This is a genomic window from Pseudoclavibacter sp. Z016 (assembly GCF_002931215.1).
Taxonomy (GTDB): domain Bacteria; phylum Actinomycetota; class Actinomycetes; order Actinomycetales; family Microbacteriaceae; genus Pseudoclavibacter.
This window is the reverse complement of sequence record NZ_PSTU01000008.1, coordinates 69,060-95,069: the sequence shown is the minus strand read 5'-3', so window position 1 is coordinate 95,069 and position 26,010 is coordinate 69,060. Positions and strand designations below refer to the sequence as shown.

Genomic DNA, 26,010 nt, shown 5'->3' with positions numbered 1-26,010 from the left:
GTGGCTACTCGGCGCCGCCGACGAAGGTGAGGTCGACGACGGAGGGGAGGTCGGTGCCGCCCGTGAGGATGCCGATGTCGGTGGCGACGCTGTCGACGCTGGGGAGGACGGTGTCGAGGTAGTGGCCGCCGAGCTCGGTGGCGTTCTCCTCGAGGGTGAAGAACTGCACGCCGTCGAACGCGCTGTCGAGCGACTCGACGTCGCTGCCGATGTTCTCGGCGATGATCGCGCGCGCCGCGTCGGTGTCCGACTCGTAGAAGTCGATTGATGGGCCCCACGCGTCGACGATGCCCTGCACGGTCTCGCCGTTCTCGGCCAGGTAGGTGTTGTCGACGACGAGGACGTCGCTGATGAGGCCCGCGTTCTCGGCCGCCGTGTAGATCTCGGTGATGTCGGGGCTCGAAGACCGGGCCTCGGAGATGTAGGGCTCGTAGGTGACGGCGACGGGGACGCTGCCGCCGATGAGCGCGGTTGCCGCTTCGGAGGGGTCCATGGGGACGGGCTCGATGTCGTCGAGCGAGAGGCCGTTCTCCTGCAGCGCGTAGCCGAGGAGGAGGTTGCTGACGGAGCCTTCCTCGAAGGCGACCTGCTGGCCGGCCAGGTCGGCGACGTCGGTGACGCTGCCGTCGGAGAGGATGGCGTCGGCCGTGAGGGACGCGTCGAGCAGCAGCACGATGCTGACGTCGAGGCCCTGCTCGATGAACTGGAGCGCGCTGTGGCTTGCGACGTTCGCGACCTGGATGCGGTCGGCGGCGAACGCCGCGGTCATGTCGGCGTCGTTCATGAAGTTCGTGATCTCGACCTCGACGCCGGCGTCGGTGAAGTAGCCGTTCTCCTGTGCGATGTACCAGGGGCCGTAGCCGAGCCAGGGCTGGATGCCCATCCCGACGGCTTCCGCGTCGCCTTCGCTCGAGGCTGCCGAGTCCGCCGTGCAGGCGGTGGTGGCGAGCAGCGCGGCGCTCAACGCGAGGGCGCCCACGGTGCGGAGTGCGTTCTTGGTGGTGGTCATGAGGGTCCTTCCGGGACGGATTCGCTGGGAGCGACTTGGGTCAAGAATCGGCAGGTCCTTGGCGACAAGCAAATAGCGAGACTCGAAGCTCGAGATCCAAAAGAGAGATGCAATTGACCAGCAATATCGGCGAAATGCATACGAAACATGGGGTGCTCAGTGTGGCGAGGAGCGTCGGTCACCGCGGCCGCGCGAGACGGGAGCCCCATGGACGCCACTCTCTTCACGAACGGCACGCTGTACCTCGGCGCGGGCGCCTTCGAGCGGGCGTCGCTGCTGGTCGTCGGCGACCGGATCGTCGACGTGATCCCCGCCGGCGGCGTTCTCCCGACCGCCGCGCACCTGGTCGATCTGGCGGGCGGCACGCTGCTCCCGGGGTTCCAGGACGCGCACGTGCACCCACTGCTCGCCGGGCTGCAATCGCTCGGCATCGACCTCAAGCCCGTGCACGACCGTTGCGAGTACCTGCGACTCATCGCGGACTACGCGGCCGCGAACCCTACGGCGCCGGTGCTGACGGGCGGCGGCTGGTTCGGCGACGTCTTCGAGGGCGGGTTCCCGACGGCGGCCGAGCTGGAGGGCGTCGACGAGCGACCCATCATGCTGCACAGCCACGACGCGCACGGCATGTGGGTGAACACTGCGGCATTGCGGGCCGCCGGGATCGACGGGGCGACTCCGGATCCGGAGGGCGGCCGCCTCATCCGCGACGGACTGGGCCAGCCGACGGGCATGCTGCTGGAGTCTGCGGTCGCGCTGGTCGAGCACCTCATGCCGGCACCGGACGAGGCGTTTGTCGAGGCGGCCCTCGAGGCGGCGCAGCGCGAGCTCCACTCGGTGGGGGTCACGGCGTGGCAGGACGCGGCCGTCGGCGACAGCGACCTCGGCCCGAACCCGCTCCCCGCGTACCTGCGCCTCGCGGCCGACGGCCGCCTGACCGCGCGGGTCGTGCTCGCGCAGTGGTGGGACCGGGCGCGTGGTGTGGAGCAGATCGCCGACTTCGAGCGCGTCCGGGCGGAGGCCGCCGCGGTGGGGGTGGGTGCGGGCACCGTGAAGGTCATGATCGACGGCATGGTGGAGAACCACACGGCGTCGATGCTCGAACCGTTCGCGGGGCACCCGGGAGACGTGGGCATCGCCTTCCTCTCCCCCGAGGCGCTTGTCGAGCTGACGACGGCGCTCGACGCGGCCGACTTCCAGGTGCACTTCCACGCCGTCGGCGACGCGGCGACCCGGCACGCGCTCGACGCGGTGGAGGCGGCGATCAGCCGCAATGGGCGCCGCGGGAATCGCCACCACGTGGCGCACCTCGACCTGATCGACCCGTCCGACATCGCGCGGTTCGCGGAGCTCGACGTGGCGGCGAACGTCACGGCGGTGTGGGCGCGGCGGGATGAGGAGATCGTGCACCGCAAGCTGCCGCTCCTCGGCGCCGAGCGGGAACTGACGCATTTCCCGTTCGGCGACCTGCATCGTGCGGGGGCACGCATCGTGGGCGGCAGCGACTGGCCGGTGACGACGCCGAATCCGCTCTGGTCGATTCGCACGGCCGTGACGCGCACGGGGCTGGTCGAGGATCCGCACGCGATCGGCGACGGCGTGCTCACGCATCCGCTGCTCGGCGAGCAGGCCCTGCCGCTCGGGGTCGCCCTGGACGCGTACCTCGCGGAGGCGGCCTGGGTGAACCGGCTCGAGGGCGAGACGGGTCGGCTCGAGGCCGGCCGCCTCGCCGATCTGGTGTGGGTGGACGCCGACCTCAGCGACCTCGACGCCTACGGTTCGGCGAGCGTGCGCCGCACGTACGTCGGCGGGGTGGTCGTCTACCAGGCGCCGTGAGGCGCTGTCGCGTCCTGCTCGGCGACTGACTTCCGGCACTGGGCGGCGAAGAGCTCGGCCTTCTTGGTGAGCTGCTTCGAGCCTCCGGAGCGGGCGAGCACGAGCTCGAGGGGCGGCAGGTCGTCGGTGATATGCAGGTGCCGCAGTTCGCCGCCGGAGTAGGTGGAGGCGACACGCGGCTGCTGGTTGAGGAGCGTGAATCCGTGCCCGCTTCCTACCATGGCGCGCACGGCCTCGAAGCTCGCGAAGCGGTAGCGCACGTGGGGGCGGAGGCCGGCGCGCGTGAACCATTGGAGGAAGTAGTCGCGGCTGACGGGCATGTCGAGCAGCACCATGGGCAGCTCGGCGAGTTCGGCGAGGCTCACGCTGTCGCGGTCGGCGAGTGGATGGTGCACGCTGACGGCCGCGTAGAGGGGAACTTCGGCGAGCACTTCGCGTTCGACGGCGGCGTCCAAGCCCAGGTCGTAGGTGAGGGCGATCTCGATGGCCTGGCTGGCGAGCGCATCCGGGACCTGCTCGGCGGTCATCTCGGTGACGTCGACGAGGAGTTCGGGATGCTCGTCGGCGAGTCCGCTGATGACGGATGGCAGGTAGAAGGGTGCGAGGGTGCGGAAGCAGCCGACGGTGAGGCGGCCGGCCGTGTTCTCGGGGCGGAGGGCGCCGAGGGCGTCGTCGACGGAGGCGAGGATGCCGCGCGCGCGGACGAGGAAATCGGCGCCGGTCGCGGTGAGCTGCAGCCCCTTGGCGCGGCGGCGGATGAGGAGCTGCGCGCCGACGGCGGTCTCGAGGTTGGCGATGGCCGTGGAGACCGCGGACTGGGCGACGAACAGCTCGTCGGCGGCCCACGTCATGCTGCCGTGCTCGGCGGCCGCCACGAAGTAGCGGAGCTGCGTGAGCGAGACGTCGCTGCGGCCTGGTGAGCGCATGGCCCCTCGTTTCGAATATGTTACGGAGATATTGCCAACAGTTTTACATCTCTATTTTAGATGATCACGGCGGTGTCGACGAGCGCTTCGAGGTCGCCGCTGCGGAGGCCGGGCCAGCCGTGCACCGTCTCGACGAGTGCTGCGGGGAGTGCCCGCGAGCCGTGGACCGCGCCGGCGAGGGAACCGGCGATGGCCGCGACGGTGTCGGTGTCGCCTCCTCCCCGCACCGCCCGTTCGAGTGCATCCGTGAGGGAGCTGGCGCCGGCGATGGCCGCGAGGGCGCCCTGGTAGGCGCGGACGACCCAGCCGTTCTGCTGCGAGAAGTCGCGTGGGTGCGCACCGGGTGCGAGGGCCTCCTCGGTGAAGGCGCGCCAGCGGTCTCGACGCTCGGCGGGGATCGCGTCGAGCTGGCCGAGGAGATCGAGTTCGCCGGTGAGGATGGCGTGGCGGATGCCGAGGCACCAGAGCACGCACGCGTCGGCGTTGTCGCTCTCCCAGTGGGTGAGCTCGGCGATGCGGGTCGCGGCTTCGACGAGGGCGCGTTCCTGCCCGTCGGCGAGGTGGCCGAGGGCGACGGGGCCGGTGCGCATGAGGGCGCCGTTGCCGCCGCTGCGGCCGGCTCGCGTGTGCACGTCGTGGGCGGCGGCGCGAGCCCGGTCTTCCGTGACGTCCCCTTCGAGGACGGAGAGCACGGTCCGCGTCTGGGCGCCGACGTCTTTCGCGTCGCGGGCCCACTCGCGCCAGGCCACGACGACGCTCGCGAGGGTTGCCGGGTCGTTCAGGGATGCTCCGCCCGAGAGCGCCTGGAGGATCGGCATGGCCATGGAGGTGTCGTCGGTCCACTCCCCCGCGCCGTGCCCGAAGACGCCGACCCCGTAGACGACGGGTGTGTCGTCTGAGAGCGGCGGCCCGAACTCGTACTGGGAGCCGAGGGCGTCGCCGACGGCGGAGGCGAGCACGGCGCCGTGGGCACGGTCGAGTTGGGCTGGCGTGAGTGTCATGGCTCCAGTGTCCAACGAACCGCCGACAAAGCGGTGGCCAGCATCGACTGGCCACCGCTGGCGGGAGGGGTCGGGGACGCTAGTAGCCGGCAGGCGCCGAGGACTCGGCGTCGTCGTTCAGCAGCGCTCGGCTGCCCGAGACGCCGAGACGGGTCGCTCCCGCCGCGATGAAGGCATCCGCTTCAGCCCGCGTCCTGACACCCCCGGAGGCCTTGACCTCGAGCCGATCGCCGACCGTGCTCTTCATGAGCTCGACCGCGTGCACGCTGGCGCCACCGGCGGGGTGGAACCCGGTGGAGGTCTTCACGAAGTCGGCACCGGCGCGCTCGGCCGCGCGGCAGACGGCGACGATGGCATCGTCCGAGAGCGCCGCCGATTCGATGATCACCTTGAGCACGATCGGAGCCGGTGCTGCGTCACGAACCGCACGGATGTCCTCCTCGACGGAGTCGTAGTCGCCGTCGATCGCCGCCCCGATGTCGATCACCATGTCGATCTCGTCGGCTCCCTGCTCGACGGCCGTCTTCGCTTCGAGCGCCTTGACGTTGCTCTGGTGGCGACCGCTCGGGAACCCGCAGACGACCGTGAGCTTGAGGTCGGAGCCGTTCGGGAGGGTGACGGGCAGCACGGAGGGCGAGAGGCAGACGCTGTAGGCGCCGAGCTCCGCTGCCTCGGCGATGGTGGCCTCGACGTCGGCGCGGGTGGCCTCGGGCTTGAGGAGCGTGTGGTCGAGGTACGTGGCGAGGGGGCGTGCACTGGTCATGGGTTCTGCTGTCCTTTGCTGGTTGGAGGTCGTCACGCCGCGGATGCCTGCGCGCGGCTGTCGAGGAACTTGTTGAGGATGAGGGCGAGCACGAGGATGATGCCGGTCGCGATCATCTGCACGAAGGACCCGATTCCCATGAGGTTGAAGAGGTTCTTCAGGACGGAGAGGAGCAGGACGGCGATGAACGTGCCGCCCACGCCGCCTCGACCGCCGAAGAGGCTCGTGCCGCCGAGGACGACGGCCGCGATCGCATCCAGCTCGGCTCCCTGGAAGGCCGTGGGCTGGCCGATCGTGAGGCGACTCGTGAGGAGCACCCCGGCGAGCGCTGCCGTGAACCCGGAGAAGCCGAAGACCGCGGCCTTGACCCAGTTGACCGGGATGCCCGAGAGGCGTGCTGCCTCCTCGTTGCTGCCGACGGCGTAGATGTACTCGCCGAAGGTCGTGTAGCGGAGGATGACGGCGGTGAGGAGGGTGACGCCGATGAAGATGAGGCCGGTGAGCGGGAGCAGCCCGAGGTAGCCGCCGCCGATGATCGTGAACTCGGCCGGCAGGTTGGTGCCAGCCGGGCGCCCGTCGGTGAGCGTGTAGGCCCAGCCCCGCACGGCGGTGAGTCCGGCGAGCGTCACGATGAAGGCGGGGAGTCGCACCCAGGACGACACCGCGCCCATGAGGAGCCCGATGCCGATGCCGGCGGCCAGGGAGATGAGGATCGCGAGCACCACGGGCATGCGCCCGTCGAGCAGGATCGCCACGGTCATGCCGCTGAAGGCGGCGATCGAGCCGACGGCGAGGTCGATGCCGCTCGTGAGGATCACGAGGGTCATGCCGATGGCGATGATGCCCGTGAGGCTCGACTGCTGCAGCAGGTTGGAGACGTTCCGGACGGTGAGGAACTCGGGGCTGAGGATGGCCGCCAGCGCGCAGATGATGACGAACACGATGAGCAGGTTGCCCTTGATGAGCCAGCTCGAGCTGCGCTGCTTCCAGGTCTTCGCGCTCGCGCGCTCCTCGGTTGGAGCCGGCGTTGTGGTGGTCGCGTTCATGATGCCTTCCCGCTGATGATTGCGTGACTGATGCGTGCTTCGCTCGAGATGAGCGGGTCGAAGTCCGCGACGTTGCGTCCCTCGTGCATGACGACGATGCGGTCGGCATTCGCCATGAGTTCGCCGAGCTCGCTTGATGCGACGAGCACGGCGGCGCCCTGGTCCGCGAGGATGCGGACCTGGCGGTAGAGGTCGGCCTTGGCGCCGATGTCCAGGCCTCGAGTGGGCTCGTCCAGCAGCAGCACTCTCGTGTCGCGAGCGAGCCACTTGGCGAGGACGACCTTCTGCTGGTTGCCGCCCGAGAGCAGACGGATCTCCTGGCCGGGCTTGCCGAACTTGACGGAGAGGCGTTCCAGGATGGGGGCAGACGTCGCCCAGGACCGTTCGCGCGGCAGCACTTGGGAGGAGCCGCGGAGCGAGGCGATGCCGGCGTTTCGGGCCACGGAGAGCCCGAGGAACAGCCCCTCCGTCTTTCGGCTCTCGGGAACGAGGCCGAAGTGGTGGTTGACCGCGGCTCGCACGGAGGTGAGGGTCGCCTGCTTGCCGAAGACCTGGACGTCGCGCTTGGCCTTGCGTGCTCCGAAGAGCGCGGAGAGGAGCGTGGTGCGCCCGGCCCCGCCGAGGCCGGCGAGCCCGACGATCTCGCCCTTGCGGACGACGATGTCCCGCACATCGATGAGGCCGTCGATCGACACGCTCTTGATGTTGAGGGCCTCGACGTCGCTGAATTCCCGTGCATCCCGGTGCTCGGTCAGCTCGGCCTTCTTGTCGCCGATCATGTCGCCGATCCAGCGATCCGCGTCGGTGTCCGCGACGGCGTACTTGGCGGCGTTGTACCCGTCACGGAGCACGGTGATGCGCGTTCCGATGTCCCGGATCTCGTCCATCCGGTGCGAGATGTAGATGACGGCGCGGCCCTCGTCGGTGAGGCGACGGATGACGTTGAAGACGTTCTCGACGTCGGCCTCGCCGAGCGTTGCGGTCGGCTCGTCCATGACGATGATGCGGGCATCCGTCGTGAGGGCGCGCGCGATGGCGGTGAGCTGCTGGTCGGCGAGCGGCAGGGTGCCGACGACGGCGTCCGGCGAGAACTTCGCCCCGACGCGCTTGAGGTAGTCGGCGGCGAGACGTCGCCTCGTCGAGCGCTTGACGAGGCCGCCGACGCTCGGCGTGTGGCCGAGGAACAGGTTCTGCGCCACGGTCAGGTCGGCGAAGAGATCGAGCTCCTGGTAGATGACGCTGATGCCGGCGCGGATGCCGTCGAGCGGACCGGAGAACTTCACCTCCGCACCGCCGATGGAGATCACTCCCGCGTCCGGCGTGTAGGAACCGGCGAGGATCTTCATGAGCGTCGACTTGCCTGCCCCGTTCTCGCCGAGGAGGCAGTGCACCTCGCCCGGATAGACGTCGAGGTCGACCGACTTGAGGGCGAGCGTGCCCGGGAAGCCCTTGCGGATGCCGCGCATCGTGAGGACCGGAGGCGTTGCTTCTTCAATGACAGCAGTCATCGTTTCCTCGCTTCTCTGAGGTAGTTGGCGCACTCGTCGTCCGTGACGAGCACCGAGCAGAATTTGTTGTCGACGACCGCGTGGCAGACGGGCCATTTCTCGCGCCCCGAGATGACCGCGACGGCGGTGCGGGCGCTGCTGAGGGTGTCGAGTTCGAGGCCGAGCGTTCGGGCGTCGAGGCCCGGGTCGACGATGTGTCCGTCGGCGTCGATGTACCGGCCGAGGACGTCGCCGACGGCGCCCTTGCGTTCGAGCGTTCGCACGTCGTCCGCGGTCAGGTAGCCGCTCGAGACAAGCACCGACTTCGTGTCGACTGGGCCTGCGCTGAAGACGACCGTCGACGCCTCCCGCGCCTTGTCGAGGATCGTCGACACGAACCGGTCGCTCTCGATCGCCTCGCGGGTGGCTGCCTGCTCGAGGATCGCGGGGCTCGGGAGCAGCGTGACGGTCCCCCTGCCCTTCGAGGCGATCGTGGTGGCCGTCATCGATGCCATGCCCACGCGGCGGTTGACGGTGACGCCTCCGTTGACCTGGACGACGTCGACCCCGTCTGCCCACCCGTCTGGCAGCGCGTCGGCGACCTGCTGGAGGGTGCGCCCCCAGGAGACGCCGAGCGTTCGCACGCGGGGTCGGAGCGTCGCGAGGTAGTCGGCTGCTGCTTCGGCGACTCGAATGCGCGTCTCGGCGTCGTTGTTCGAGCTCGGGACGACGATCGCGTCGGCGAGCCCGTAGAGCTCCTGCAGTTCGCGCTCGAGTGGCAGCCGCCTGGCTTTGGGGTGCACGATCTCGATGCGCACGAAGCCGCGTTCCTTCGCCTGCGCGAGGAGGCGACCGACCTTCCAGCGCGTCACGCCGAGGCGGGCGGCGATCTCCGACTGGTTCTTGTCGTCCTGGAAGTACAGCTCGGCGGCGCGGATCGCGAGGAGCTCGTCCTCGCCGTTCATGCTGCGCCGACTCTCGCGGTCGTCTGCGTCGATCTCACGAGCTCGTGGCTCATGCCGGTGAGCAGCTGCGTCGACCGCTCGTACCGCTCGTAGGCGTCCGCAAGCGGCTGGGTCGCGGCGGGGTTCGGTTCCACGATGACGTGGTCCGGGGCGAAGCGTCTGGCGACCTCGGCGCGGTCCTCGCCGGTGTCTGCGGCGACCCCCAGGATTCCGAGCGCGAGGGTCGTGAGGTTCTCCCCCGAGACGAGGTTGACGGGGCGGCCGAGTGCATCCGCTGTCGTCTGCAGCCAGAGCGGGTTGTGCCGGATGCCGCCGGTCAGGAAGACGTCGTCGGAGTCGACCCCGACGGCCTCGAAGGATTCGAGCACCTGTCGGGTGCCGAAGGAGACGGCTTCGACCGTGGCCCGGTAGAGCTGGGCCGGGGTCGCGCCGAGCGAGAGGCCGAGCACCGCGCCGCGGAGGCTCGGGTCGCGGTGGGGTGTGCGGTTGCCCATGAAGTGGTCGAGCACGAGGATGCCGTGCTCGGCTGCCGGCACCTCGCTCGCGCCGGCGACGAGCTGACCGAGCCTGTCGCGGGGCACCCCGAGGATGCGCTCCGAGAGCCACGAGAGCGCGGACCCGGCAGACACCTGGCCGCCCTCGATGAGCCAGCGGTCGTGCGTGAGCGCGCCGGGGTACGGCCCCCAGATGGTGGGCGAGAAGACGGGCTCGTCGAGCTCCGCGATGAAGGCGTTCGACGTTCCGGCGACGATCGCGACCGGGTTCCTGCTGACGCCGCTGAGGGCGACGAGCGCGAGGTGGGCGTCGATGCCGCCGGCGAAGACGATGGCGCCCGGCTCCAATCCCAGCTCGGCGGCGGCCGCACGGCTGAGCTCGCCGACGACGTCGCCGACCGCGGCGATGTCGTGCGGCAGCTTCTCGGCGAGGTCGGGGATGCCGAGCTGCGCGTAGAGGTCGGACGGGAGCGCATCCTCTCGGTGGTCGTAGTTCCACTTGCAGGTCGCGTTGAGCCGCGAGCCCACCCAGCGCCCAGTGAGGCGGAGGGTCATGTAGTCGACGGATTCGCCGATGTGCGTGGCTGCCGCGTAGTTCTCCGGCTCGTTGCGGGCGAGCCACATGGCCTTCGGGACCAGCCACTCGGAGCTGTCCGAGCCGCCCGCGAACCGCAGCGACGGGTGGTCGATCTCGGCGGTGCGCTCGGACTCCGCGCCCGCTCTGCTGTCCATCCACAGCAGGGCGGGGCGGATGGGGGCACCGGTGTCGTCGAGCACGACGACGGAGGAGGAGGTCGTGGCGACGCCCACGGCGCGGACGGACCGCACCGAGGCCGCCTCCAGGGCTTCCCTGGAGGCGCGCACGGTGGCGCTCCACCAGTCGCGCGGGTTCTGCTCGGCCCAGCCTGGGTGCGGGTACGCGGTCTGATACGGGGCCGACGCGGTGGAGACTCGTGTCCCCGCCTCGTCGAACACTCCGGCGCGCGCGCCTTCCGTGCCGATGTCGATTGCCAAGTAGAACGCCACTGTTCTGTCCTTCGTGTTGTGTTGGGGTGCGCGGGCGGGGGTCAGTCTCGGTTGGGGAGGAAGAGCACCTTCGAGCTGAAGATGGAGCGCTCACCGAGCTGCTTCATGGTGAGCGGAAGCTCGTCGAGGCTGAGCTCGTGGGTGATCATGAACTCCCACTTGAGGCTGCCGTCCGCGAAGGCTCGCGCCGACTCGACCCATTCTCGGCCCGGGAAGGGCGCCGAGAAGGAGTTCCAGCTGCCGTGGAGCGACACCTCCTTGCGGAGGAAGTGGCTGAAGACCGCCTTCTCGAGCTCCACCGTCTTGTGGGGGATGCCGATGAAGGCCGCCTCGCCGTGGCGTGCCGTGAGCTGCGTCGCGAGGGCGATCGTCGCTGGCACGCCGGCGGACTCGATGATGACGTCGAAGCCCTTGCCCGCGTGGGCGATGGCTTCCTCGTCGTTGACGGCCGTGAGGGTGGCCCCGGCTTCGAGCGCCATGTCGGCCTTCTGCTGGTTCACATCCACCGCGAGCACTTCGCTCGCCCCCATGAGCTTCGCCCACTGGATGGCGAACAGCCCGATGGGGCCGGCCCCGATGACGGCGACTCGGGAGCCCTCGCCGAGCTTCGTCTTGTAGATGGCGTGGAGCGCGATGGCGGACGGATCCATCATGGCCGCCGCCCGCGGGTCGACGCCCTCCGGCATGAGGAAGATGTTGCCCGCGTTGACGACCACGTACTGCGCGTAGGCGCCGTCCTGGCGGCTGCCGAAGTAGCCGTAGTTCTCGCAGAGGCTGAAGTGCCCGTCGAGGCAGCTCTCGCATTCGTTGCACGGGATGAGCGGTGGCACGGTCGCGAGCTGGCCGATCTCGAGGCCTTCGACGTCAGCGCCGATCTCGACGATGTGGCCTGAGAACTCGTGCCCGCAGATGATGGGCAGCAGGTAGGCGCCGGCGAAGTTCATCCGCGGGATGTCGGAGCCGCACACGCCGCACGCGGCGACCTTGAGCAGCACGTCGCCGGTGCCCGGCTTTGGCACGTCCACGCTTTCCACGCGGATGTCGCCCGGCGCGTGCATCACTGCCGCGGTCATCGTCTCGGTCATTGTCGCTTCCTCCAGGAATCGATGATGGTTGGTGGTGTCGCTCGGGGCGAGAGGATTACTTGCCGCCCTGCGCGAAGAGGGTGTCTCCGACCAGGTCGCCCGCGTTGTCCTTGGTCACGAGTTCGGTGCCCGCGTCGATCTCCGCTTCCACGTCTTCGCCGGCCGCGGCGCTGAGTGCGGTCTCGGCCGCAACGGTGCCGAGGGCGATCGGGTCGTTGAGCGAGGTCGCGACGTACTGCTCGCCTTCGGCGATCGCGTCGACGGCTTCCATGAGTCCGTCGACTCCGGCGACGAGGACGTCGGTGCGTCCGTTCTCCTGGAGCACCTGGAGGGCGCCGAGCGCCATGTCGTCGTTGTGGGCGTACACGACCTTCACGTCGGAGTTCGACTGGAGGAGGTCCTGCATGGCGGTGACGGCGTTCGAGCGGATGTACTCCGCGTACGGGCCAGCGACGATGTTCACCGACGAGTCGCCCTCGAAGACGCTGTGGAAGCCTTCCGAGCGGTCCATGGCGACGGTTCCGCCGGCGTCGCCCTGGATCTCGATGATCTTGCCGCCTTCGGCGCCGAGCGCTTCCTTGACCTGCTCGCCGACGAGCTTGCCCATCTCGACGTTGTCGCGACCCACGTGGGCGATGGCGCCTTCCGCGGAGCGGTCGACGGTGACGACGGGGATGCCCGCGGCCTCGGCGGAGGCGATGCTCTGCGCGATGCCCTGCGGGTCGACCGGGTTGATGAGGAGGACGTCCACGCCCTTGGTGATGAGGTCTTCGATGTCGTTGTTCTGCTTGGTGACGTCGCCGTTGGCGTCGACGTACTCGAGTTCAGCGCCTGCCGCGTCTGCGGCTTCCTGCACGCCGACGCCGAGCTCGACGTAGAACGGCGACTGCTGCGTGGCCTGGCTGAAGCCGATGGAGATGGTGCCGTCGTCGGCTCCACCTGCGCTGGCGCCTTCCCCTCCTGGGGTGGTGGTGACAGAGCAGCCGGTCAGCAGCAACGATGCTGCGGCGACGGTGGTGAGAAACAAGCCCGATTTCTTCATTGAAATGACCTCCTTGGTCCGGATGACTGAGGACAAGGTAGGTCGGCTGCGAGGCCCTCGGCAACAGCTGAGCAGTGCTTTGCTCATGTGAGCACTGCCACTCGCGAAACGTGCTCACATGCGCGCTCAGAAGAGCACTTCAGGGGCCGAGCGGAGGCTGTGCGGAGGCGACCGTGCCGAAGCGCGTGGAGTGCCTGCGTCTCTGAGGACGGGTGGAGGAGCACTGACACCGCCTGTGACCGGTCGGGGTAGTTGGGAGGGAGCCGCCTGGGCCAGGATGAGCACATGAGGTCGACAAGAACAGCCCTGACGGCAGTCCTGCTCGCGTCAGCTGCTTTCTCGCTTGCCGCCTGTCAGCAGATGTCGGCGCCGGCGAGCAACGGTGAACCAGCGACGTGGCATTTGGCGGACCCGACCGCGGTGACTGCTGACAGCGAGCAGATCGATATCGAGGTGACTCGCCTCGGCTGCGCGAGCGGCACCACCGGGGAGGTCCTCGAACCCCAGGTCACCTACGAGGCGGAACAGATCCTGATTCGCGTGGACGTCGCCCCGGTCGGTGGGGGTCCGCAGAGTTGTCCGGGCAATGACGCCGTCCGCATCTCCGTCGCCCTGACCGAGCCCCTCGGTTCGCGTGCGCTTGTCGACGGTGGATGCGCGCTCGAGGGAGTCGGCACGACCGCGGAATGCGCTGAGACGGCGATCAGGTTCGACGGTGTGTAGTCGTGGCGGCTCGGACGCAGATGCTCAGCGCCCGTTCGGAAGCAACATCCCGATCACAGAGAGTCCGGCGAGCACGGCACCGCGGGAGCGGTCGAGTTGAGCCGGGGTGAGCGTCGTGCGGTGAGTTCCCCCCTGAACATCCGACGAGCTCGCTCAGACCAGCTGAACGACGATGTCCTGTCCGTTGAAGTAGTTGGTCTGCAGGTGCACGGTTTCGAGCTGCGCGCCGACGGGGATGTCGATGACGGTGACGCCGCTGACAGTTAGACCCGGGTTCACGGTGCTGAACCAGGAGTCCTCACCGACCGTGCTGAGCGATGACTCTGCCTCGTAGTACGCGTCCCCGATGGTGCCGGAGACGCTGTCGGAGTAGAAATCGAACGGCGACGTGCTGCCGTTGAACGTGGTGAATCGAATCTCGCAGAACTGACCGAGCGCGGTCTCCTCCAGGTATCCGCTGGCATACGAGTACGACGTCATGCCGCACGTCACAGCGTCAACGGTGAACGTGACGCCGTAATGGCCGGTGACGGTCTGTCCGATCCCGACCGGAGCCAACACCTCAGGCTGCGCCTCTGGAGTAGTTTCCGGTTCTTCGACCGATGCGGCGGGGGCTGCGGATTCTGCGACTATCTCCGGCTCCGCGACGATCTCAGCTCCCTCGGTGCCTGCGCTCCCCAGAGTCGCCATGGAGACGATGACGGCGGTCACGAAGGCGACGGTCGAGAGCCCCAGCGAAACACCGGCGACTGCCTTCGCGCGGTGCTTTTGGGCGAGCCCGACGATCGCGAGAACGAGCGCAACCAGGGTGAAGATCCAGGCGAAGAAGGACACCCCGGGAATGATCGCTGCCAGCATCCCCGTGATGCCGAATCCAAGCGCCGTCCAGGAGATCGCGCTCGTGGTTCGCGGCTGAACAACCGGCGCCGGCGCGAAGTACTGCTGCTGCGGCTGGTTCGGGTGGCCGTAGTGAGGGGCCGGTGGCTGCATCGACATCGGAGGCTCGCGTTCTCTCGCTGGGAATTTCCTGAATGATAGGCCAGCTCGACCCCTGCAGGACTCCCCGGGGAATCGCAGCGGGTTACTCAGCGTTCACGCGTTCTCCTCGATCCGCTCCTTCGCCGCGACTCGAGCGGGAAGCAGCATCCCGATCGCGAAGAAGCCGGCGAGCACGACACCCCAGATGATCGCGGCGACGATGCCACCGACAAGGAACGGGAAGTTCCAGATGGCGATGATCAGCACGAGGACAAGCCCAATGCCGCCGGCCAGGGACGCGACGGTGACCCACGACGAGGCTGTGCCTTCGGCGGCATCCCGCTTGAGGCGCGCGCGGAAGGCGACGACGGCGAAGCTCGCGAGGGTCATCATGACGATGACACCCACCGCGCCTGCGCCGGAGTACCAGGTGTAGATCTGCAGCACGGGGTCGAGCTGGGCGAGCGCGGAGACGACGACCACGAGGCCGGTGATGATCGTCACCCACAGGGATGCGCGCGACGGGGCCGAGTGCTTCGGGTGCACGGCGGCGAGGGTGCGCGGCAGCACGTCGCGCTCCCCCAGCGTGAACAGGTAGCGGGTGACGATGTTGTGGAACGCGAGCATGCACGCGAACATGCTCGTCACGACGAGGACCTGCACGATGTCGGCCATGATCGGCGCGACCACCTCGCCCGCGAGGCCGACGACGACGCCGGCCGGGTCCTCGTTCGAGAGGGCGACCGCGTTGTCGGCGCCGAGGCCCGTGATGACGAGCCAGGACGAGACGAAATAGAGCGCGCCGACGGCGATGACGGCGATGTAGGTGGCGCGGGGAACGGTGCGCTCGGGGTCGCGGGCTTCGTTGCGGAACACCGCTGTGGCTTCGAACCCGAAGAAGCCGAGGAACGCGAACAGCAGGCCGAGGCCCGGGGTGCCGGAGACGGCTTCGCTGATGCTGAACGGCAGCGTCGTGAGCTCCCGCCCGGAGGCGAGCACGCCCACGTCGATGACGACGACGGCGACGACCTCGAGCACCAGGACGACGCCGAGCACCTTCGCGGAGAGGTCGATGTTGCGGTAGCCGAGGAACCCGACGATCGCGATCATGAGGCCCGAGATGAGCCACCAGGGCACCTGCATCCCGGTCCACAGCTCGAAGAGGTTGCCGGCCTGCACGCCGAGGTAGCAGGTCATCGAGACAGTGAGCAGCACGTACGAGAGGAGGGCGATGGATGCGGTGCCCAGTCCCAGGCGTCGCCCGAGTCCGCGGTCGACGTACGAGTAGAAGGCGCCAGCGTCGGGCACGTGCGGGGTCATCCACGCGTAGCCGACGGAGAACAGCAGCAGGATCGCGGTCGCGACGAGCACCATGAGCGGTGCGCCGACGGAGCCGGAGACGCCGAAGATGATGGGGAAGTTCGCGGCGACCACGGTGATGGGCGCGGCGGCCGCGATCACCATGAACACGATTCCGGGCACGCCGAGCTTGCGGGTGAGCGTTTGCGTCAAGGGGTAGTCCTCTTCTCGGGCGAGCCGAAGAAGGGGGTGGGGCTCGCGCGGGTACCTGAGAACTGTAGTGGGGTTGGGCCCACACGGATGCGCGGAGCCGAGCAGTGCGCGCTGGGATTCGGGCTCTTCCGGCACCGTGGCCGATGGCTGTTGCTCGGAAGCAGGCGTCAGTCGCCTCGGAGGTTCCCGACGACACTGCGATCGGGGGCGTCTGGCCCGCGTGGTGGCGTGCGGCCCGCGGTGTCGGCGCCGCCGACTCTATTGCTGCGTTCGGTGAGTGCAACGAGCGCCAGGTGTCGGTCGGCACTCCAGCAGACGACGCGCCCCTTGTGGTCCGTGTTGCGGGAGAGCACCCCGGCATCGCAGAGTTGCGTCAGAGCTTTGTGGGCGGCAACGTTGGACACGCCGTGGGCCGCAGCAACGGAGTCGGTGGTGACAACTGGCTCGGTTGCCAGCCGGCCGAGGATGCGCAGCGAGACCGCGTCGCGCCTGGGACGTGCGGGCGACAGTTGCTGCTGGGTGCGCCATCCGATGAGCTGCTCGAGGGTCTCTTCGTCGAGTCGTTGCACGTCGTCCGCGAGACGAACCGCATTGGCGGCCGCAAGCTCCGCGGCCTCAGAGAACGCGATGACCCATTCGTCGACGCGTCCCGATCGGTACTGGGTGAGACCATCGATGTACGCGTTCTTGGCGACCGCGAAGACCGTGCTGATGGGGATGAGGATGTTGCGAAGGGCATCCGCGCGCTTGAGGACGGTGTGGATGAGGGCACGGCCGGTGCGCCCGTTGCCGTCGACGAAGGGGTGGATCGTCTCGAACTGCGCGTGCGCGATGGCGGCGCGAACGACGGGGTTCCCGTCGGTGGCGGTCACGAATTCGGACAGGTTGCCGATGAGGCGACGAACGTCCGTTTCGGGCGGCGGGATGAAGTCTGCGCGGAGGGGTGAGTAGCCCGGGCCGCCGACCCAGTTCTGCTCGGTGCGGATGCCGAGCGTGAGGCTGGGTTCGATGGTGTGCTGGAGCGCCTCGATGTCGGCGACTTGGATGGGTCGCGTGTGGTCGGCGAGGGCGGCGATCGCGTCTTCCGTGGCGCGCACATTGGCGACCACGTCGAGCGCCACGGGCTTGCCTTGGCGCAAGAGCTCGGCGATCGCCAGGCGCTTTGGCGTGACGCGGTTCCCTTCGATCCAGGATGAGGAGATGCTCTCGGATCGAATGAGCAGGTGGTTGAGGAACCGGCCATTCGTTCCTACGCGCTCGTCTGCGCGAGTGAGCGCCTGGAGCGCGTCCTGTGCCGCGCGTTCGGCAGCCGGCGAAAGCGGAGTGAGGGCGGGGTCGAGCTCGTCGGGCACGAAGGCGCGGTAGCGGCCGCCCGCGCGGTCTTTCCGGCTCACGCCGAAGGTGTCCTGTGGTTCCCTGCTGCGATCGACGTAGACCATGGGCTCTCCTCTCCATGATTTGGCGCGCGGGTACTTGCTTAACTTTAGTGCGTTTAAAGTTAAAACTCGCGGCGCCGTGTCCAAGGTTACGTTCGGGAAGGCTCCGGCGGACGCAGGTCGATCGTCGGCATCCCGTTGGCCTCCGCCCCGCGCTTCGCGAGCAGCAGGATCGCGGTCGCGACAAGCGCCATGAGCGGTGCGCCGACGGAGCCGGAGACGCCGAAGATGATCGGGAGGTTCGCGGCGACCACGGTGATGGGCGCGGCGGCCGCGATCGATGCCTCCGAAACCTCGGGGCACCTGACCCTGGGTTGCGCGCAAGAGCGCTATTGCTGGCCTGGCTAACTTTAGGCGGGTTCCGGTGACAGCGCGAACGCAACCACACTGGACCGAGACGCAGATGCAGCTGTGCTGGTGCTCGTCCTACCGACCAGCTTGGAAAATCGGCCTAATTCACGATCCGGAACTCGAGACGGCCTACCAAGCTTCGATGGCACCCCAGACGTGGTCGCAAACCACGGATCAGGCGTGCCCACACAGGTTCGCGAAGCCCTTCCCTGATTCGGACAGTCTAGTGAGCCGCGCGCCACTGCTCCTAGGCCGGGGCCACCTGCGAAAAGTTGCCCGACTGAGTAAGCAGATTCTCACTTCTTAATGCGCCCGTCAACGCATAGACGGCGTTCCGGCTGCATCTGCCCCGGCACGCGCGGACGCTGTCGGAGAGCGGGTTCATCAGGGTAGAACACCGTGCACGAGCTCGCGGGGCACCCTAGGGAACGCCAGATGTTCTCGTGTGGCTCATGCTGCTCGGGGCCCCGACGGTGCCACAGGCTCGGCCACCGCCGATCGGATTGATACTTGGCTTGAGCTACAGCACGCAGGCCAGTGACTCAACCGTGCAGATTTATCTGAGACATCTAGCCTCAAGAGACAGCGACGCATGAGCCAAGGAGCACGACTGCCTGCTCAAACTGATGCTCGGCGCACGACGCGTTGCAGATCCGGTCAACCCTTGGCGGAGCTGCCGCGCGACGCGAAACTCGGCAACCTCAACGTGCGCTTCCTCGGTCAGGCACCGGGTTGTTTGTGCCGACGCTGAACGACTCTCCCGCGGCCATATACTGCACCTGTGCGTCTTTCTTGGAATGAAATCACCGCCCGGGCGGGAAAATTTGCGACAGATTGGTCTGAGACAACCTACGAAAAAGGTGAATCGCAATCGTTTTGGACCGAACTCCTCGAAGTCTTTGGCGTTAATCGCCGAAGAGCGGGTGGCTACTTCGAGTACGGAGTCAAGCTCGCCGGCAAAAAGTATGGGTTTATCGACATGTTCCTCCCCGGCAAGCTGCTCGTGGAACAAAAAAGTGCAGGCCGAGACCTATCCACAGCGCAAGGCCAAGCCCTCGGCTACCTCGACGGAATCGTCGATTACGACCTCCCAGAGATTATCATTGCTTGCGATTTTCAAAGCTTCCAGATACTGGACCTCAATACTCGCGAGACCACATCGTTCCCGTTAGTAGATCTGCCCAAGCACGTACGCATGCTAGCCGTGCTAGTAGACGAAAAACCCCAGAAATACGAGGAACAGAACCCCGTCAACCGAGAGGCAGCTGAACGCATGGCAGCCCTCCACAACGTACTATCCGACTCCGGCTATAACGGACATAAGCTCGAGCTATTGTTGGTACGGCTGGTCTTCTGCTTATTCGCCGAGGACTCGCAAATTTTCACGCCAAGGCAATTTGAGAATTTCATTCGAGACCGTACAGACGACGACGGAACCGACTTGGGACCACGCCTGAACAAACTTTTTGAGATACTCAATACGCCAATCAAGAATCGCTCGTCCAAACTCGACGAGGATATCGCAGCGTTCCCCTACATAAATGGAGGACTGTTCGCGGAAACAACAGTAGCCGCAGACTTCGACGCACCTCTTCGACTAACGCTCCTTCAGGCAAGTAGACCCGACTGGTCAAAGGTATCTCCTGCCATTTTCGGAGGGATGTTCCAGGGCGTGATGGATGAGAAGAAGAGACACGACATAGGTGCCCATTACACAAGCGAGGAGAACATCCTCAGGGTCATCAAACCTCTTTTCCTGGACGACTTATATGCTGAATTCGAGCCGCTTGCTACCCGTCGACGTCGAACTCACCAGGAACGGCGCGAGGACGCTAGAACACGAGAGCGTCGATTGGGGAAACTGCATGAATTTCACTCTAAGATTGCGAACCTAGATTTCTTAGACCCCGCATGCGGTTGTGGAAATTTCCTAGTCATCGCCTACCGAGAACTCCGTCGCCTCGAGCACCGCGTCGTTGCCGCAATGTCCGAAGGAACAGCCCTCCTCGACGTACGTGATTTACTGAACGTTCGCGTGGAGCAATTCCACGGAATAGAAATCGAGGAGTTCCCAGCCCTCGTTGCACGGACGGCTTTATGGCTTACAGACCACCAGATGAACCTTGAGGCCAGCGCGCAACTCGGAATGCATTACACTCGCCTCCCCCTCACTGAAGGCGCAAACATACACTGGTCTAACGCACTAACTCGGCCTTGGGCTGACATGTTCGATGCGTCGGAGATCGACTACATCATGGGAAACCCACCCTTTAATGGCTCACGCACAATGGAAAAGGAACAGAAGGCAGAGCTGAAGGCAGTCGCCAAAGGGTTCAAGCACATTGGTTTCCTCGACTACGTCACCGCTTGGTACATTCTCGCCGACCGGTTCTTGGATTTGAATCCAAAAATCGAAGTTGCGCTCGTATCGACGAATTCGATCGCACAAGGCGAGCAACCGGGTATTGTTTGGCCCACATTCTTCGAGCACGGCAACCATATCAATTTTGCTCACCGAACCTTCCGGTGGATGAATGGTGCACCCGGCGAAGCCAATGTCCATTGCGTCATTGTCGGATTCGGCCGAAATGAGCGCGAACAAAAGCAGCTTTTCGACTACCCCGACGTGTCGGGCGAACCAATCCTGGACTTGGTTGACGCAATCAGCCCTTACTTGATCAGTGGAGATGAGCATGTCGTGACCAATCGTGGCAAACAGATCTCTGGGGAAGCTGAAATTGCGTGGGGAAACATGCCCGCCGACAAGGGAAATCTTCTTTTGTCTGAGACCGAGAGGGCTGACCTCATACTCAAAGAACCTCAGGCGGAAAAGTGGATTTATCCCTGCTTGGGATCGCGAGAATTCTTGAGAAGCAAGGCAAGGTACTGCCTTTGGCTCGAGGGCTCGACGCTCGGTGAACGTAAAGCGATGCCGCTCGTCCTCCAGCGGATTGCACTAGTACAAGAAGTGCGGAAAGAGTCGGCAAGGCCAGATCTGGCGGAGATTCCACACCTGTTCGCACAGAGAACACAAAAGCCTACCCAACCGTTCCTACTCATCCCGGCACACAGTTCTGCTCGTAGGGATTACGTTCCGATGGGTTTCTACGAAGCTGGAACCGTTGCCACCAACGCGTGCCTCGTGATCCCAAATGCCGAGGTTTGGCAGTTCGCGGTGCTTACTTCGCGAATGCACATGGCTTGGCTTGGGGTTGTGGGCGGCAGAATAAAGAGTGATTTTCGATACTCGAAAGATGTCGTGTACAACAACTTCGTTTTTCCACAAATAAGCGAAGCAGACAAACAGGCCCTGACTGAACTGGGCCAACGAGTACTCACCGCTCGGTCAGCCGAGAAGGGTGAGTCCATGTCAAACCTCTACGACCCACTACTTATGCCCCGAGTTCTAAGGAAGGCACATACCGAAGTCGACAAATTTGTAGATGGCCTCTACCAGGTCGGCCCATTCGAAGACTCACAGGCCCGCGTCCGTCATTTGTTGACTCTTCACAAGACGAGAACGGCAGCGAGCCAAGCATAGTCGTACTGATTCTCGTGGTCGGCCAAAGTGAGAAGTTTTCCAGGGACATGAGTCTAGAGTTTACGCAGGCCAGCTCCAAGCAGACCGGAGAGCAAGTCAACCTCAGCGCTACAGTTATCGCATTCCTAAATCTCCAGAACAAAATCGAGGAAAAACACACACAGCACACCGCGCAGCTGAACCTCTATTTAGGCTGATTCTAGAGGCCTACGGACTCGCCTAGGATATTGCTGACCTCAGCACCTGTATGCACTTAGAACTTTCCAAATCGTTCGTCAACTATTCTAGTCAAACGATAGATCAGGTCGCGCTCTGGGCGCAGTTCCGCCACAAGCGGTCCAATTACCCTGATGTTGGGTGCCATATGAGCGAATGCTGACCTGTGCGTTCAAACTGCTCTCTCGTTTACCCCGAGCGAATAGCTCACAGTCACGTGGTCTTCCATGTCGCTGAGATGGGGCACCATGAGCGCAAACAAAAGGTCTATTCACTCACGTCAAGGACTGTTACGGCACCCCGTCGAGGTGAAGCATTCAGGACATCTAAAGCAAGCATCGACCTGAGGCACTGGACGTCGTCCAGAGACATATATGGATTCACCTCCAAGTGCAGTTAAGGGTGCATTGTCGCGAGGGTCTCCTCTGGATGACCGCCTGAACTGCTCAAACATCGACTGGACACGAATTCTGAGTCGCGCTGAGCGACTAACCCTGTTAGCATCAATACTGTGCCAAGAGAGTCATACAATGTTCGGGTCTTGCGTTCTAAGGCCGTTAACTCACTGAGAGCTGGCGTCTCCTCGTTTAACTCACTGGATGAGCAGGGGCGCGTGACCTCAGTACTGCTCAGTCTGCAGCACTCCTTCGAGATGCTACTCAAAGCTGCACTTCTCGCAACTGGCGATAAGACGGTCTTCGACAAGCGAAAGCGCATGGCCATAGGTATGGAATCTTGCATAAACCGGTGTCAGCAACAGGTAGGGATAAAGCTCTCGGACTCAGAGGCTGGAACGATCCGTGTCCTAGATAATCTCCGTGACGGCGAGCAGCATTGGCATCAGGTAGTGGATGAGGGCCTTCTCTATACGCATTCTCGCGCCGCTGTCACTCTATTCGACGATCTACTGCATCGAGTTTGGGAACAGCGACTCTCAGAACATCTGCCCCTTCGGGTCTTGCCCATAAGTTCAGAACCTCCCCAGGAACTGGACTTTCTGATAGATCGCGAGTACTCGAGAATCGCTGACCTACTGCAGCCAGGTCGGCGAGCGACTGCAGAGGCGAAGGGAAGGATTCGGAGCCTTCTGGCCACTGAGGCGCTGTCTGACCCGGACGCGATCGACATAAGCGAGTCAGATGTGGATCGCACTGCACGCGGTATTCGTGAGGGAAAGGATCGCCAACAAGTGTTCCCTAAACTCACAGGAATTACCTCAGAGTCTTCTGGGACGGGTCTAGCGATTGAAGTACGTTTTGTTAAGACTGATGGGCTCGCTGTCACCTTTACGAAGGACCCCGCGGCAGAGACGGCAGCGATCCGTGAAGTGGACCTCGAGAGGAAGTTCCACATGGGCGCTTACGATCTTGCTGATAGGGCGGGCGTAGGTCGAGTCCAGGCAACAGCGCTACGTCGACATCTGGGGTTGGACGACGCAAACGATCATTTCTCACACGTCTTCAAATTCGGCAGTCAAAGGGTGCGTAGATATTCCGACAACGCGCTGCGAGCCATGCATAAGAACCTTGAGGTAGTCGACATTAAGAAGATCTGGGACTCGCATCGAACCATTTCTTGGAAACAGACGAAACCGGCTCCGCCTTGCAATCAACCTGGATGCGTTGCGCCGCCCGACACCGTCGGAGAGCTCACCGCCAAATAGGGTGCACCACCCGGCACATCTATAACTGTTTGAAAACTCGGCAACCAAACAGCGGCACCGCCCACCTCCTAGGTGGAGGTGAGTAAGCTCATTTCCCCCCGGCCGTGTTCTTTGGAGGACAGTGCGCAGCTCCCGCTAAGGCCGCGCGCTACGCACTTCTTCCCTGTTGCGGCAACTGCATAGCCGGTACCACTGGCCACGACCTGGGAACTCAGGGCAGCCACGACCGAAATTGCCGCTCAGCGGTCGCCGACCTCTCCACTGTCATCGCGGTGAATAAAGTCCCTAAAACCGTCAATAGCGCCATCGCTCGACTGACCGGGATTGCTTCATGCGTGCGGCAACGCTTCATCCCATGGCGCCGACCCACCGCGACCCTCTGCGAAGTTTCCGTACCGTTGGTACTGAGCAACAAGAAAGCAAACCGGGCACCGGGAGAAACGCGACAGAGTCCGACACTGGCGGCATCGACGGTTCGAAGGCCTGCTTCAATGCGCGCGAACCTGCGTGCTACGTGAACCCGCCCCAACTGTCCACTTCCGCGCCAATTTCCAGTCCACCGGTCTCGTAATTGCCGGTCACCTTCGCGAGTTTGCATACCGGTGTTCTCGAAATCCCGGGAGCATCCCTCGGAAGGACCCCGAACATGCGCCGTTCACCGCTCCTCGCCTTCGGCATCATGGGCGTCAGCGCCCTCGCCCTCACCGGCTGCCAGACGGCCGAAGCCACCGCAGACGACACGACGATCACCATCGCCACGATCCCCCTCGGCGAAGACCCCACGCAGGCGAACCCCATCGACGCCCTCGTCGAGCTCCTCGAAGCCGAGACCGGCTACACGGTCGAGGTCACCGACGTACCCGATTACCTCAGCGTCGTCGAAGCCATCCGCGCCGACCACGTCGACATGGGCATCATGAGCGGCTTCCCCTCCGCGCTCGCCGTCAACACCGGCGAAGTGGATGCGCTGCTCGCCTGGGAGGGCAGCGAAGACCCCGTCTCCACCTGCGTCGTGTTGAACGACTCCCCCGTGCAGGAGCTCACCGATCTTGAGGGCAAGACCGTCGCCTTCGCCGACCAGGCCTCCAGCTCCGGCTACTTCATGCCCGTCCATATGCTCCACGAGGCGGGCCTCGAGCAGGGCACCGACTACGAGGCGATCTTCGCGGGCGGCCACTAGGGCTCGTTCGCGGCCCTCGAACAGGGCCAGGTCGACGCCGCCTGCACCTCCATCATGCTCACCGAGCTCGGCGAACCCATGTTCCCCTTCGCCGACGGCGAGTGGCGCGGCGTCGGCGAGAGCGCGCCCATGCCCGTCATGGGCAGCGTCCTCGGCAGCCCCGAACTCAGCGACGAGAAGCGCACCGTCATCCAAGACGCCATCCAGGCGGTCTTCGTCGAAGAGAACGCCGAAGCCCTCGGCGCCCTCGGCTCCGGCTTCATCGGACTCCCCGTCTCCGTCGACCCCGAGCCCTCCGTCTTCGATGGCTTCGTGGAGATCGCCGGCGTCGCTGGCGTGAAGCTCGAGGACCTCGAATGACGAACCTGGCCCCGGCACCTAGCGCCAACGCTGCGCCGTCAGCAGCAACCACCGCCAGTGACATGGATGCACTCACCCGCCTCCCCCTCGTCACCGTGCGCGGCCTCCGGGTCGCCTACGACGAGACGACCGTGCTCGACGGCGTCGACCTCGACCTGCACCCCGGCGAGCTGGTCGCCCTCCTCGGCGCGTCCGGCTCCGGCAAGTCGACGCTCATGCGCAGCCTCACCGGCTTCGCCCCCATCACGAGCGGCACGGCCCGCGTCGCCGGGCACGACGTCACGAACCTCCGCCGGGGCGAGCTGCGGCAGTTGCGCGCAGGCGTCGGGCAGGTGTTCCAGCAGTTCAACCTCATCCCCCGCCTCAGTGTGCTCACGAACGTGCTCACCGGCGCCCTCCACAGCGCGGGCCCCATCAACCTCGTCGGTGGCTTCAGCAGCGAGCACCGCAGACGCGCGATGGAACTCCTCGACCGGGTCGGCATCGCCCACAAGGCGAAAGATCCCGCCCGTTCGCTGAGCGGCGGCCAACAGCAGCGCGTCGCCATCGCCCGCGCCCTCATGCAGCAGCCGCGCGTGATCCTCGCCGACGAACCCGTCGCATCCCTCGACCCGAAGCTCGCCGACTCCGTCCTCGAACTGCTGCGCGACATCGCCACCCGCGACGGCATCCCTGTACTCGTCAGCCTCCACGTGCTGCCCCTCGCGCTCCGCCACACCGACCGCATCATCGGCCTCCGCCACGGCGAGATGCTCGTCTCAGCCCCCACCGGCGCGCTCGATGCCGAGAAGCTCTCCGTGCTCTACGACGACGAGGAGGCCCACGATGACAACCACCGCGCCTAAACCGCCCCGCGCATCCACGGCACCCTCGCTTACTCCGAGCGAACGCGACCGTCTCGAACGCGCCTTCTCGATCCCGCGAGCGCGCTTCCTGCTCGGCATCCCCGTCGCCGCCGCCAGCGCGGTTCTCTGGTCGGTCGCGGGCGCCCACTTCAACTTTTACAAACTCGGCGACGGTGCCACACGAGGTCTCGAATTACGCCCGAATCAACTGAAAACTTGCCCTCGGCTCGCTCCAACCCCAGCTCAAAGGCGGGCCAGGACCTCCGCCTTCTTGGTCGAGAACTCCTCCTCACTCAGAATCCCGTCGTCGCGCAACGACGCCAGCTGTCTGAGGTGTGCTGCCAAGGCCGACGGGGCTGGCAGCGCTGGAGGGCGACGGTTCACCTTTCCTCGAGGCTCACGACGGCAGCTTGTCCTGAAGCAGAACAGAGATTTGCGAGAGCACCTGCTCGGCAAGGGGTGGGGAAGCGGACACCTCTGGTCTCGACATCGATTCACGTACCTCCGCTGCCACCTGCTTGGACT

Annotated in this window: 22 protein-coding genes; 7 read left to right on the top strand and 15 right to left on the bottom strand. The window is 65.4% G+C overall.

The window, feature by feature from the left end; genetic code table 11:
* Window positions 1–4: 4 nt before the first annotated feature.
* Window positions 5–1,009 carry an ABC transporter substrate-binding protein gene (locus C5B99_RS04180; RefSeq protein WP_104240537.1) on the bottom strand — a complete coding sequence of 335 codons (1,005 nt, stop codon included), beginning with the start codon at window positions 1,007–1,009 and terminating at the stop codon, window positions 5–7.
* A 207-nt stretch (window positions 1,010–1,216) separates the two neighbouring features.
* Here C5B99_RS04180 and C5B99_RS04175 point away from each other — a divergent pair, with 207 nt between their 5' ends.
* A complete protein-coding gene (locus C5B99_RS04175) occupies window positions 1,217–2,845 on the top strand; it encodes an amidohydrolase (protein WP_104240536.1) in 1,629 nt (542 codons plus the stop codon).
* On the opposite strand, the gene C5B99_RS04170 is transcribed toward C5B99_RS04175, so the two are convergent.
* The 9 genes from C5B99_RS04170 to C5B99_RS04130 form a co-directional block, all read right to left on the bottom strand.
* Window positions 2,830–3,771 carry a LysR family transcriptional regulator gene (locus C5B99_RS04170; RefSeq protein ID WP_104240535.1) on the bottom strand — a complete coding sequence of 314 codons (942 nt, stop codon included), beginning with the start codon at window positions 3,769–3,771 and terminating at the stop codon, window positions 2,830–2,832. The two genes, C5B99_RS04175 and C5B99_RS04170, sit on opposite strands and share 16 nt — an antisense overlap.
* 56 nt (window positions 3,772–3,827) lie before the next feature.
* Window positions 3,828–4,772, bottom strand: coding sequence for an ADP-ribosylglycohydrolase family protein (locus C5B99_RS04165; RefSeq protein ID WP_104240534.1), 945 nt, complete (start codon window positions 4,770–4,772; stop codon window positions 3,828–3,830).
* Window positions 4,773–4,851: 79 nt separating this feature from the next.
* The gene (deoC, locus tag C5B99_RS04160; protein WP_104240533.1) at window positions 4,852–5,535 is read right to left on the bottom strand and encodes a deoxyribose-phosphate aldolase; all 684 of its coding nucleotides are present in this window, start codon (window positions 5,533–5,535) and stop codon (window positions 4,852–4,854) included.
* A 32-nt stretch (window positions 5,536–5,567) separates the two neighbouring features.
* Complete coding sequence (locus tag C5B99_RS04155) at window positions 5,568–6,581, bottom strand: ABC transporter permease (protein ID WP_104240532.1); 1,014 nt, start codon at window positions 6,579–6,581, stop codon at window positions 5,568–5,570.
* A complete protein-coding gene (locus C5B99_RS04150; RefSeq protein WP_104240531.1) occupies window positions 6,578–8,089 on the bottom strand; it encodes a sugar ABC transporter ATP-binding protein in 1,512 nt (503 codons plus the stop codon). The genes C5B99_RS04155 and C5B99_RS04150 overlap by 4 nt, the downstream gene beginning before the upstream one ends.
* A complete protein-coding gene (locus C5B99_RS04145; RefSeq protein WP_104240530.1) occupies window positions 8,086–9,033 on the bottom strand; it encodes a sugar-binding transcriptional regulator in 948 nt (315 codons plus the stop codon). The genes C5B99_RS04150 and C5B99_RS04145 overlap by 4 nt, the downstream gene beginning before the upstream one ends.
* Complete coding sequence (locus C5B99_RS04140; protein ID WP_104240529.1) at window positions 9,030–10,553, bottom strand: ribulokinase; 1,524 nt, start codon at window positions 10,551–10,553, stop codon at window positions 9,030–9,032. The genes C5B99_RS04145 and C5B99_RS04140 overlap by 4 nt, the downstream gene beginning before the upstream one ends.
* Window positions 10,554–10,594: 41 nt before the next feature.
* Complete coding sequence (locus C5B99_RS04135) at window positions 10,595–11,638, bottom strand: galactitol-1-phosphate 5-dehydrogenase (RefSeq protein ID WP_219819613.1); 1,044 nt, start codon at window positions 11,636–11,638, stop codon at window positions 10,595–10,597.
* A gap of 55 nt (window positions 11,639–11,693) precedes the next feature.
* Window positions 11,694–12,680, bottom strand: a complete 987-nt coding sequence (locus tag C5B99_RS04130) for a substrate-binding domain-containing protein (RefSeq protein ID WP_104240528.1) — start codon at window positions 12,678–12,680, stop codon at window positions 11,694–11,696.
* A gap of 420 nt (window positions 12,681–13,100) precedes the next feature.
* Here C5B99_RS04130 and C5B99_RS04125 point away from each other — a divergent pair, with 420 nt between their 5' ends.
* Window positions 13,101–13,403: a hypothetical protein gene (locus tag C5B99_RS04125; protein WP_146080493.1), complete on the top strand. Its 303-nt coding sequence runs from the start codon at window positions 13,101–13,103 to the stop codon at window positions 13,401–13,403.
* Between the two features lie 153 nt (window positions 13,404–13,556).
* On the opposite strand, the gene C5B99_RS04120 is transcribed toward C5B99_RS04125, so the two are convergent.
* The 4 genes from C5B99_RS04120 to C5B99_RS19185 all read right to left on the bottom strand — a co-directional run bounded on the left by C5B99_RS04120 (window position 13,557) and on the right by C5B99_RS19185 (window position 17,583).
* The gene (locus C5B99_RS04120) at window positions 13,557–14,399 is read right to left on the bottom strand and encodes a DUF4352 domain-containing protein (RefSeq protein ID WP_104240526.1); all 843 of its coding nucleotides are present in this window, start codon (window positions 14,397–14,399) and stop codon (window positions 13,557–13,559) included.
* Window positions 14,400–14,495: 96 nt separating this feature from the next.
* Window positions 14,496–15,893 carry an APC family permease gene (locus C5B99_RS04115; RefSeq protein ID WP_104240525.1) on the bottom strand — a complete coding sequence of 466 codons (1,398 nt, stop codon included), beginning with the start codon at window positions 15,891–15,893 and terminating at the stop codon, window positions 14,496–14,498.
* A gap of 167 nt (window positions 15,894–16,060) precedes the next feature.
* Complete coding sequence (locus tag C5B99_RS04110; RefSeq protein WP_104240524.1) at window positions 16,061–17,332, bottom strand: Fic family protein; 1,272 nt, start codon at window positions 17,330–17,332, stop codon at window positions 16,061–16,063.
* 86 nt (window positions 17,333–17,418) lie between these two features.
* On the bottom strand, window positions 17,419–17,583 hold the full coding sequence (locus tag C5B99_RS19185) for a hypothetical protein (RefSeq protein WP_181064940.1): 165 nt from the start codon (window positions 17,581–17,583) through the stop codon (window positions 17,419–17,421).
* 878 nt (window positions 17,584–18,461) lie between these two features.
* On the opposite strand from C5B99_RS19185, the gene C5B99_RS18965 reads away from it, so the two are divergent.
* The 5 genes from C5B99_RS18965 to phnC all read left to right on the top strand — a co-directional run bounded on the left by C5B99_RS18965 (window position 18,462) and on the right by phnC (window position 25,485).
* A complete protein-coding gene (locus tag C5B99_RS18965) occupies window positions 18,462–21,221 on the top strand; it encodes a DNA methyltransferase (protein WP_146081935.1) in 2,760 nt (919 codons plus the stop codon).
* A gap of 829 nt (window positions 21,222–22,050) precedes the next feature.
* Window positions 22,051–23,100, top strand: a complete 1,050-nt coding sequence (locus C5B99_RS04095; protein WP_219819612.1) for a hypothetical protein — start codon at window positions 22,051–22,053, stop codon at window positions 23,098–23,100.
* A gap of 646 nt (window positions 23,101–23,746) precedes the next feature.
* Window positions 23,747–24,280 (top strand): phosphate/phosphite/phosphonate ABC transporter substrate-binding protein, encoded by a 534-nt coding sequence (gene phnD / locus C5B99_RS19570; protein WP_258063039.1) that lies wholly within the window; start codon window positions 23,747–23,749, stop codon window positions 24,278–24,280.
* Window positions 24,281–24,334: 54 nt separating this feature from the next.
* Window positions 24,335–24,640, top strand: a complete 306-nt coding sequence (locus C5B99_RS19565) for a hypothetical protein (protein WP_258063038.1) — start codon at window positions 24,335–24,337, stop codon at window positions 24,638–24,640.
* A gap of 62 nt (window positions 24,641–24,702) precedes the next feature.
* Window positions 24,703–25,485 carry a phosphonate ABC transporter ATP-binding protein gene (gene phnC, locus C5B99_RS04085; protein WP_104240520.1) on the top strand — a complete coding sequence of 261 codons (783 nt, stop codon included), beginning with the start codon at window positions 24,703–24,705 and terminating at the stop codon, window positions 25,483–25,485.
* 243 nt (window positions 25,486–25,728) lie between these two features.
* Here phnC and C5B99_RS19560 read toward each other — a convergent pair whose 3' ends face one another.
* Window positions 25,729–25,869, bottom strand: coding sequence for an SHOCT domain-containing protein (locus C5B99_RS19560; protein ID WP_258063037.1), 141 nt, complete (start codon window positions 25,867–25,869; stop codon window positions 25,729–25,731).
* Window positions 25,870–26,010: the final 141 nt, after the last annotated feature.